Source organism: Deltaproteobacteria bacterium, from assembly GCA_018668695.1.
Classification (GTDB): domain Bacteria; phylum Myxococcota; class XYA12-FULL-58-9; order XYA12-FULL-58-9; family JABJBS01; genus JABJBS01.
Genome location: JABJBS010000141.1, coordinates 1 through 9099, shown reverse-complemented (window position 1 = coordinate 9099; position 9099 = coordinate 1). Strand labels below are relative to the sequence as shown.

The following is a 9099-nucleotide window of genomic DNA, read 5'->3' as shown; positions in this document are numbered from 1 at the left end:
TGAAGCCCAGGCGCTCTGGTACAGCACAGCTTCTTATATTGGTTGGCTGAGCTCGGATTATTATTTTCTTCAACCCAAGTTTCGTAAATCCTAATTTGAGAAGGGCTTCAGTGGATCGTGTGATCAGTCCTTTTCCTACCTCTTGTGCATCAAGCCAATAACCCAGCATAGAGCTTCCTTGTTCTGGGTTGGAGCGAACAAATCCGATGAGTCCGGCTATCCTTTTATGGTGAATGATTCCGAATTGATGGTCTCCCCTGCTTTGGTCTTTGATGCGGCTTTGAATAAAGGCCAAGGAGTCTTGCTGGGTCCGTGTAGCATCCACCCAAGGCATCCAGCTACGCAGCCGTTCTCGGTTGCGGTCAACGAGTGCAAAGACCTCAGGCGCATCATTTTCGGTTAAATGACGCAGTTTGAGCTCGGGAGTGATCGAAATGGATTTCATCACTTTATTGTTGCATTCGTGCTCCTAAAGTTCAATTAAATTAGCTGCTTAGGCCCCCCGCTGTGTTGCTTTGTTAATTCTTCGCCGTAATCTTGGTGGCTGTTTGCATATTTTTCCTTCTACCGCCGCTTTTTTAAGCAACTTCTCGTTCTTCCTGCCGAATCTGAACCAAAGCCATATGATTTTTTCAGCAGGGAAATAACAATGAAATCTACATTCTTCAGCCTCACGACAATACTCGCACTGGTTGCATGTACCTCAGCACAGCCAGGCTCAACTTTAAGTCCAGCCGCACCAACTGAGGCTGCAGCGGGCGATACTGTTTCCGCTGGTCCGGTAACCATCCATACGGTTGCGCCAGGCCTTGAAGTGGAAGCTGGCGGTAGTGTTGATGTTAAGTGTTATTACCTCGACGCATCGGGTGTGAGGGTTTCTGGCCCCGCGGTTGGGCTGGTGACGGATTCAGCGGACACCGAAACAAAGGTTTTGGATGAGCGAGTAACGCTTTACCCTGAGGCAGCCGGTGATTTGCATGTGGCCTGCGCGAGCACCAACGGTGTGTTTGTTGATAGCGACGGTGTCGACCTTAAAGTGATTCCCGGCTTGGCAGCTTCCCTGCATGTAGATACCGATGATAGCGATTGCCTGCTGCAAAACGTTGCGATTCCCTTAACAGTCACAGTCCTGGATTCATTTGGTAATCAAATTGAGCGACCAGCACTCGATGTTCAATTCATTCCAGACACGGGTGTGACAGGTGACCTCGAAAGCGGTTTCAAATTCTCCGTTGAGGGTGAGTTTGACTTAACGATTGCGCTCAGTGGTTCGACCGCCACGAATGTTGAGCCCGCAGTGTTCACGCAAACGATTCACGTGGATGAAACGGCTCCTGAGCTAGAAATATTGGCTCCTCTTCGCGGCGAAATGCTTCGACTTGGCGACTACGATGATGCTGAGGTTTCAGTTTGGGTTGCTGCTGAGGATAGTGTGAGTTCGGTTCGTAAGGTCGTGGTTGATGGTGTGAATCAAGACATTGCGTCGGGTGATGCCCAGCATACGATTGAAACATCGCAAACAAGCCGCTGGGGAATGTCGGTTGTGAGTGCGAGCAGCGAAGACTCATGTGGCAATGTTTCCTATGTGGCTCATGCCTACTACCGAAGTCCTGCCTATTTACCCGCAGTAACTGAGGTGAATGAGGATGCGATGATCAGCAACGCCGTTGTGGCTCGGGTATCTCAATCCTTTGTGGACGATGGCGAGCGAGAGACTTTGAATGACCTCGCATCCATTGCGCAGGCAGCGGCGATGAACATTGAGCTTGATACAGAGATTCCGGCTGGTACGGTTTTGGCCGAAGACCCCTACTCTGCAAATTGCCACGGTGGAAATACCGACACGTCATACCTTCTTAGCCGAAACAGTGATGCAAGCGTCGAGCTTTCAATGGATGGTCCGTGGGTTCACTCATTGAACATCGTAGACGGAGGCATCGAGTTTCAGCTTAGCGTCGATTCGATACAGGTTCCGTTGGAGGTTTGGGCCACAGCATCAACTTGCATGCTTTTTGATGTAACTTGGGCAGATGTAGAAACCACAGTAGATGTTGGAATTCAGAGTGTCCTGATTGATGGAACGTTCGGTGTCTCTTACGTAGACGGTCAGCCAACCATCGCATTGGATGACTTTGTCGCTGACTTTTCTGGAACGAGCGTTGATGTTGATTGTGGTCTGGTCGACTTTGCATGTGATGCCATCAGTAATGCGGCACGAAGCACCATTGAGTCAGAAGTGGAATCGATTCTTCAAGACAAGGTGAGAAATGAAATCGCGCCGATGCTTGAAGAAGCCTTAGGTCAATTCGCACCCCAGTCTGTCGTAGGCTTACCAGCTCCCATGGAAGCTCAATTGAGCGTAGCCACACAGTTTAGCCAAATTGAATTTTGTGGTTCGAATTCGGACTGCGATGATGCGGCAATGCAAGGCGCCGGCATGATTGCTTTTGATGCGCAGTTGGTACCAACGGTACGCGGTGAAAATATCCCTGAAGATGCTCGCGGTGCTATCTTTAGAGGTTCTTCCGTACCTACCTTTGACCCACAGTCAGATTTTGGCTTGGCCATCAGTGATGATTTTATCAATCAGATGTTTTGGGCCACCTGGTACAGCGGGGCAATGAATATCGATGTTGTTGAGCAGATGGGTGATAATCTTCCTGATGCCGTTGAGGCGGCAACTGTTCAGGTTCTTTCTCCTCCAGTGGTCATGCCAGGAACCGGTGAGACGGGAATGATGATGGGGCTTGGGAACATTCTTGTACAAACGCGTGTGGATGCCGGTGCTCTTATGGCAGGCATGAGCGGCGATGCAGGCGAAGAGATTCCCTATATCCCGATGAACATTGAGGCCACCGTATCAGCTCGAGTAGATGGCAGCCTGGCTTTAGCGGTAGATGGTACCAAGATTATCCTTGAGTTTGATGAGCAGCCGGAACTTTTCGTCGAAGTCTCTCGAGTGGATAACTCTCCGCTGGCATCGGAACTCGGAGCCTTGATATCGTCGATGTTGCCCCACCTTCTGCCTGTTTTATTGGCTGATGTTGTGACTGCCGTAGAAATACCGGCGGTAGATGTGGGAAGCCTGGTTGGAGCTGAGAATGCTGCTCCAATTGGCCTTGAGAATGGCCGAATTGTACACACATCGGATTACATTCTTGCCGAGGGTGATTTGAACCCCCGCGATTAAGCCTAAGTCGCCTCAATCCGCTGGCTCCTAAGTGCTGCTGCAGATAAAGTAGCCTTAGGATTCGGGGAGATTTTGGGATGAACGACGGGCACGAGCCGACTGGCGAAAAAACCGAGCTTCAATTACGTGAAATGCGCGTCATTATCACTGCGATGCGCCGGCAAATGGAAGAAGTTTTTGAGGGGCGCGATCAGGTCGTTGACCGCGCAGTCAAATCCTACCAGGCGGAAAAATCACAGCTTCAGGAGACCATTCACGGTATCCGCCTCCAACTTGAGGACACTGAAGCAGAATCCCGTATCAGTCTCGAAGAAGTGAAGCATGAGGCGGGTCGAGACAGCTTCCTCCTTACCCAGACTATTACTGAGCTTCGCGATCAGCTTGAGAACGCTGCTTATGAAGCGCAAGAAAGTCTTCAGCTTGAGCGAGCGCATACCGCGAGCGAAGTTTCATTACTCCAGAAAACCATTCAAACTCTGCGTGACGAGCTAGAAAAGAGTTCATCTGAGCATGCACGTGCGCTCCTAGAGCAGAGGTCCAAGGCCCAAACTGAGGTTCGTCAGTTGGAGCTGACCATCAGAAGCTTGCGAGATGAGCTTGAACGCTTAAAGTCCATAATGGATTTAGCAGTGGAGCAAGAGCAGACCGTCGCCCAAAAGAACCACCGCATGTTGGTCGAAACGGTGGTCGCCTTGCGCGGAGAGTTAGAGCATATCGTAGTGAGGCGTGATGTTGCGACCGAAGAAATGAATCAAGGCCATCGAAAAAACGAACGAGATCTACAAGACACAGTCCGCTCTCTAAGAGTTGAGCTGGAGGCTTGGCGGAGCGACTATTCCGAGTCATTGACGCAAGAGCGTAATATCCATCGGAGAGAAGTGAAGCATCTTGAAGAAGCAATTCGCGAACTGCGTAAACAATTGGAGGCATCCCATGAAGGATCCTGAGAATGTTCCAGCTCCCAAAGGGACTAAGTCAAAAGCAAATCCAAAGGCCAAGGCTAAAGGTGGCCTTCGTGTTCAGCTGTCTCAAGCCGAAGCTCGCCTCAAACGTGCCGAGATGTTGCTTGAGATATCACAACGCATGGCAGCCTGCAGCTCTACTCAGGAATCCTTGGAGACGTTCTTAGAGATCATTGTTGCCGAAACGAGGGCCGATAGAGGAACTCTGTTTTTGAATGATGAGCATACGGGTGAGCTTTACTCTCGTGTTTTGGTCGGAAATTTTCACCGAGAAATTCGAATCATCAACAACGTCGGGATCGCTGGCTGGGTCTTTACAAGAGGCCGCAGCGCGCTTGTAAGTAATGCTTATGATGACGAGCGTTTTGATTGTTCGGTTGATGAAAAGACAGGCTACAAAACCGAGAATATTCTTTGCGTGCCGATTCAAACGGTCAAAAATGAAGTCATCGGTGTGGCGCAGGCTATCAATAAAACGGGTGGGATGTTTGACCTCGAGGATCAGCATTACTTGGAGACCATGGCGAACCAGGCAGCTCTGGCCTTGAAGACGATGCAGGCCATGGAAAGAATGCAGCAAAAGCGCGATGAGGAGAATCAGTTCCTCGACATCGTGGCCGATATTACTTCGGAGATTAAGCTGACCCACCTACTTAAAAAGGTGATGAGCGAAGCGACGAGGCTTTTGGATGCCGACCGTGGCACACTCTTCTTAAATGATGAGAGAGCGAACGAACTCTATACAGAAGTCGGGCAAGGTCTTGAGGTAAAGCAGATACGATTCCCGAACCATGTTGGTATCGCCGGAACGGTTTTTTCCTCTGCTCGAACAGTGAATATACCTTACGCCTACGCAGATCTTAGATTTAACCCCAGCTTTGATAAGCAAACCGGTTATTTCACGCGGTCGATTCTCTGTGTGCCGTTGGTTAACAAGCAAGGCCGAGTCATTGGCGTAACTCAGATGCTAAATAAGCGCGGCGGTGCGTTTACAGACGAAGATGAGGGTCGGCTCAAGGCATTTACCGCGCAAATTTCGATTGCGCTAGAGAACGCAAAGCTCTTTGACGACGTTCAGAGTATGAAAAACTACAACGAGAGTATGCTCGAAAGTATGAGCAATGGCGTCTTAACCATGGACGTTGATGGTAAAATCGTAACTTGTAACCTTGGCGGAGCGAAGATTCTCAAGATTCGTCGCGCGGAAGATATACTTAACCAGCAATGCTCAGACGTCTTTGTCGGTGAAAATTCGTGGATGGTTGAGAGAGTGAAAAAGGTTCGTGAATCGAACAGGCCTGAGACAATCGTTGATGCCGAAATCCAATGCGACAAGGAGAGAGTTTCGATAAACATCAACATTAACCCTCTTCTTAACTCCGAGGGTAAGTCACTCGGCACGATGTTGGTGATGGAAGACATCAGCAGCGAGAAACGTATTAAGTCGACGATGTCACGGTATATGAATCCGCAGTTGGCCGAGCAGATGCTCGCAGGTGGTGAAGATGTATTGGGTGGCAAGTCGGTTAAGGCTACGATTCTCTTCTCGGATATTCGAAGCTTCACTTCAATCACTGAGCAGTTGGGTGCAGCCGGTACGGTAAGTATGTTGAACGAATACTTCACAGACATGGTGGAAGCCATTCAGGGTGAAGGTGGAATGCTCGATAAGTTCATTGGTGACGCTATTATGGCGGGCTTCGGGGTCCCGGTATCTTACGAGGACGACGAAGACAGAGCCATGCGTGCGGCCATTAATATGTTTAAACGCTTGGCCGCTTTGAATAAGGTGCGCCAATTACGGGGTGAAGCGCCTATTGAAATGGGTGTCGGACTCAATACGGATATGGTTATTAGCGGCAATATCGGGTCACCAAAGCGTATGGATTATACTATGATTGGTGATGGCGTGAACTTAGCAGCGCGGCTTGAGAGCGCATGCAAGACTTACAGCGCGCAGATTCTTATCAGCGAATACACCTATGCGAGCCTTAAAGGAACTTACCGGATGCGTGAGGTCGATAAGGTTATTGTCAAAGGTAAATCAGAGCCTGTGAGCATCTACGAAGTCTTGGATTTTCATACCGAAGAGACGTTCCCTAATTTGATGGAAGTCGTGAGTCAATTCAACAGTGGAATTGAACATTACCGAAAGGGTGAGTGGGGAAAGGCGACGTCAGCCTTCGAAAAGGCGCTGGCAAATAATAGAAACGATAAGGTTTCTCAAATGTATATAGACCGATGCGAAACCTTGAAGAATCAAGATCTAGGTGACGACTGGAATGGTGTTTGGGTCATGAAAACGAAGTAGATGGTGTTTGTTTACCGCCTCGGCCATAAAACCGAGACGGTAATAGTGATCTTATTTGCAGTAGCCAACCGCTTACTCTGAGCTTATGGGCTCACTCTCGTTTCGGCAAGTATTTATGTAACTGCGATATCGTTTTTGTTCCCTTGTTTTTTCTTTGTTTTTTCAATGAATCCCCCTCTTTTGAGTAGAGTAAAGTTTCTCAAAATGAGAACTTCCGGTTAATGCTCTGCGTTTTGTGGTTTAAAAATCTATATTCCTTTAGAGTTTTCCTAAGTTGGGAATATTTCTCTCTTCTGGTTGTTCAATGTTGCCGCAGAACGATTTTTAAATCGGCATTCCATTGTGCGGCCGTGGTTGTCTAAGTGCCTAATTTGTGGAGTGAAATCAGGGCGCGGCGTTTGTGCCTGGTTAGGGGGGATGTGCTCGCATCTGCTTTTGTTGGTATTGTTGAAGCGAGTTGCATATTTCGAATACGAAAGTGTTTCTTTGTCTTTCTTAAATTGAGAATTTTGCGACGAGGTTTTTGTGAGGATGATTTCTTGTGTCGCATCGATGATATTGGCGATGCTTTAGGCAAAACCGACGACGATCTTCCTTGGCTACTTAAACTCTTTTTTTTTTATTAAGTGTGATGAATTGACTACATGGCCATTGGATCGGTCTGAACGCCTTCTTCTTGCTGTCGTTCAAAATCCTCATGAATTTTGCGAAGCACTTGCTCCGCTACCTGGAGGCCTTCGGGGCCATAGTCTCTTTGCACTGTTGCCGGGATAGTTGGTTTGTATTCTCTTGGATTCTTACTGGTTGCAAAGACAGCCACCAACCATTGAACGAAGTGCCCTTCATGAAATTGCCAGTCGTAATCAGCATCGCTTGCGGCGCTTTCTTGTGTAAGTGCAAGCTCTCCGTTGAGGACTCTTAAAAACCATGTTTTACGCCGCTTGTATTTGGCCAAACGCATGACCAGCTTGGAAAATATTTCTGCTCGAACAGACTTAGATGCGCGGTCCAAATAGACTTTTTGCCAAAACTTATCGGTATCTAGGTCGAGCGCTGTTTCTTGAAGTCTGTTGAGAGTTTCGTTGCAGCGAAGTCGACATGTTTCAATCATCTCGTCACCCACGAGAAGACGCGTGGCATTCAGAAGCCCTGGAACAATCCGCCTAGAGAACATTCCATTCTCAAGCCCATTGCCTCGTTTGTCGGCGAGGAGGTGGAGGAATGGAGCGGTCAACACACGTGTGAAAGGATCCCAGCCGAGATCACTGTCTTTGTCCCCTGCTCGCTTTGGTTTGGCGGCAGCTTTTAGAAACAACCGGTTTTTAATCCGCTCTAAGTCTCCGTCAGCCTCTTCGCTGAGCTTCGCCTGAAATGCAGCCCTTCGTTTCTGCCTTGCCTCATGGTCGTCGGCTGGTGTGCGAGCGATTTCCAAATCCAACCAGAGATCACTGAGGAGCTGCGTAATATCGGACTCTGAGAGTGGTGTGCCTGTTTTTCGCGCATGACCCACCAGGAGCGTTTGAATGACGCCGACGATGTCGCGACTGGACTTGACCGTTTTCACCGGCTGAGGCTTACCTCTGGCTTCCTCATCGCTCATTTCGAAAACCTCTACTCATCCTCTTCATCCGCTGTACGAAGAGAACCCGGTAGGTGCACCATGAGGATTTGTTGAAGGATTCGTGGGTGCAGTCCTTGCTGAATACCGCTGACCGCATCGATGAGGAGCATTTTTGCGTCACGCTCTTCCTGAGAGCGCAGTTCAAGCTTATCAGCGATAGGTAAGGCCACCATCGTACCAAGCATCGCACCGTAGAGAGTGGTTAGGAGTGCGACGGCCATCGATGGACCAATTGTGGACGGATCCGACATGTTGGCAAGCATTTGCACCAAACCAATGAGCGTTCCAATCATGCCCATCGCTGGTCCAACATCACCGATGGCATCGAAAATTTTCTTACCCGTCTCGTGCCGCTCAACCGTTTTAGACATATCGGTGATGAGGGCGTTTTTGAGAACAGCTGGATCAACATTGTCTACGACTTGTTTGAGCGCATCTCGAAGAAAGGGATGCCCTACTTCTTCCTCTTCGAGCGCCACAATTCCGTTCTTTCGAGCTTTTTCAGCAAGATCTACACAAACGGTGATGAGGTCTTCGGGTTTTTCAGCCTGAAAGAAGAAGGCCTTGAGTGCAATCTTAATGGACCCGATAAATTGCATGACGCCAAACTTCATCATGGCGATAAAAAGGCTTCCAACCAAAACGATTAATATGGAGGGAATGTTCACAAAAAGCATGAGTCCGCCATCGCCTTGGGTCAATGCGAGGCCGACGATTCCAACTCCGCCGAGAAATCCAATGATGGTTGCGAAATCCGGTTTCATACTTTCTGGGCGAGCCTTTCTCTAGTCTTAAAAATCTTTGCACAGATCACGCGACGTTATCAAACGTTAGGTCATCGAAGTAGATCTCTATTTCTTGTTCTTCTGTGAGCGCTTTTTCTTTTTCTTGCGTGTTCGGGTTCTGGTTTTTTTCTTCTTATCGGTATCTTTCGATGTTTCTGTGGCTTGAGGGCTTTCCTCTTGCTCTGGATTGTCCTTGGCTTCGGGCTCCTCGGTTAAGAAATCCATGAGTT

At 48.7% G+C, this 9099-nt stretch carries 7 protein-coding genes; 3 read left to right on the top strand and 4 right to left on the bottom strand.

What is annotated here, in order from left to right:
• A partial coding sequence (locus tag HOK28_07730) for a GNAT family N-acetyltransferase (GenBank protein ID MBT6432962.1) occupies positions 1–445 on the bottom strand: 445 nt, incomplete at its 3' end.
• Positions 446–649: 204 nt separating this feature from the next.
• Between HOK28_07730 and HOK28_07725 the strand changes: the two genes are divergently transcribed.
• The 3 genes from HOK28_07725 to HOK28_07715 all read left to right on the top strand — a co-directional run bounded on the left by HOK28_07725 (position 650) and on the right by HOK28_07715 (position 6463).
• Positions 650–3190, top strand: a complete 2541-nt coding sequence (locus HOK28_07725; protein ID MBT6432961.1) for a hypothetical protein — start codon at positions 650–652, stop codon at positions 3188–3190.
• 77 nt (positions 3191–3267) lie between these two features.
• Positions 3268–4137 (top strand): hypothetical protein, encoded by an 870-nt coding sequence (locus tag HOK28_07720; protein ID MBT6432960.1) that lies wholly within the window; start codon positions 3268–3270, stop codon positions 4135–4137.
• Complete coding sequence (locus tag HOK28_07715) at positions 4124–6463, top strand: GAF domain-containing protein (GenBank protein ID MBT6432959.1); 2340 nt, start codon at positions 4124–4126, stop codon at positions 6461–6463. The genes HOK28_07720 and HOK28_07715 overlap by 14 nt, the downstream gene beginning before the upstream one ends.
• A 640-nt stretch (positions 6464–7103) precedes the next feature.
• On the opposite strand, the gene HOK28_07710 is transcribed toward HOK28_07715, so the two are convergent.
• The 3 genes from HOK28_07710 to HOK28_07700 form a co-directional block, all read right to left on the bottom strand.
• Entirely contained in the window at positions 7104–8063 is a 960-nt protein-coding gene (locus tag HOK28_07710; protein ID MBT6432958.1) for a hypothetical protein, read from the bottom strand.
• An 11-nt stretch (positions 8064–8074) separates the two neighbouring features.
• Positions 8075–8848 (bottom strand): flagellar motor protein PomA, encoded by a 774-nt coding sequence (locus HOK28_07705; GenBank protein MBT6432957.1) that lies wholly within the window; start codon positions 8846–8848, stop codon positions 8075–8077.
• 87 nt (positions 8849–8935) lie between these two features.
• Positions 8936–9099 (bottom strand): hypothetical protein (locus tag HOK28_07700; protein ID MBT6432956.1); only part of this gene is annotated, 164 nt, incomplete at its 5' end.

Excerpts from the sequence above, each read along its gene's own strand:
- HOK28_07725 (MBT6432961.1), top strand. The coding sequence starts at position 650 with ATGAAATCTACATTCTTCAGCCTCACGACAATACTCGCACTGGTTGCA.
- HOK28_07720 (MBT6432960.1), top strand. The coding sequence starts at position 3,268 with ATGAACGACGGGCACGAGCCGACTGGCGAAAAAACCGAGCTTCAATTA.
- HOK28_07715 (MBT6432959.1), top strand. The coding sequence starts at position 4,124 with ATGAAGGATCCTGAGAATGTTCCAGCTCCCAAAGGGACTAAGTCAAAA.
- HOK28_07710 (MBT6432958.1), bottom strand. The coding sequence starts at position 8,063 with ATGAGCGATGAGGAAGCCAGAGGTAAGCCTCAGCCGGTGAAAACGGTC.
- HOK28_07705 (MBT6432957.1), bottom strand. The coding sequence starts at position 8,848 with ATGAAACCGGATTTCGCAACCATCATTGGATTTCTCGGCGGAGTTGGA.